This window comes from Roseateles sp. P5_B10 (assembly GCF_056400485.1).
Genome location: NZ_JBFULE010001470.1, coordinates 1 through 700, shown reverse-complemented (window position 1 = coordinate 700; position 700 = coordinate 1). Strand labels below are relative to the sequence as shown.

The window sequence follows — 700 nt, the reverse complement described above, 5'->3', positions numbered from 1 at the left end:
GTGTTGTTGATGGTGGTGGGCTTGCCGTACAGGCCGAAGCTGGCCGGGAACGGCGGCTTGAAGCGCGGCTGGCCCTTCTTGCCTTCCAGCGACTCCAGCAGCGCGGTTTCCTCGCCGCAGATATAGGCGCCGAAGCCATGGTGGCCGTGCAGCTGGAAGCTGTAGTCCGAGCCCATGATCTTGTCGCCGAGGTAACCAGCGGCGCGGGCTTCTTCCAGGGCCGCTTCGAAGCGCTCGTAGACCTCGAAGATCTCGCCGTGGATGTAGTTGTAGCCGACCTTGATGCCCATCGCGTAGGCGGCGATGGCCATGCCCTCGATGACCTGATGCGGGTTGAACATCAGCAGGTCGCGGTCCTTGCAGGTGCCCGGCTCGCCTTCGTCGGAATTGCAGACGAGGTATTTCTGGCCCGGGAACTGTCGGGGCATGAAGCTCCACTTCAGGCCGGTCGGGAAGCCTGCGCCGCCACGGCCGCGCAGGGCCGAGGTCTTCACTTCGGCAATGACTTGATCGGCTGTCAGGCCTTCGCCACCGTCCTTGCCGAGGATCTTGCGCAGGGCTGCATAGCCACCGCGGGCTTCATAGTCCTTGATTGACCAGTTCTTGCCGTCCAGGTCCGCGTAGATCTGCGGAGCGATGTGGCGGCCGTGGAAACAGGTCTCGGCGCCGGTGGCTTGGAATTTGGAAAGGTCCAGCATCG

Annotated in this window: 1 pseudogene; it reads right to left on the bottom strand. The window is 63.4% G+C overall.

What is annotated here, in order from left to right:
- Positions 1–698, bottom strand: a pseudogene (locus AC1DU6_RS34035) (NADH-quinone oxidoreductase subunit F); the annotation flags it as partial.
- Between the last annotated feature and the right edge of the window lie 2 nt (positions 699–700).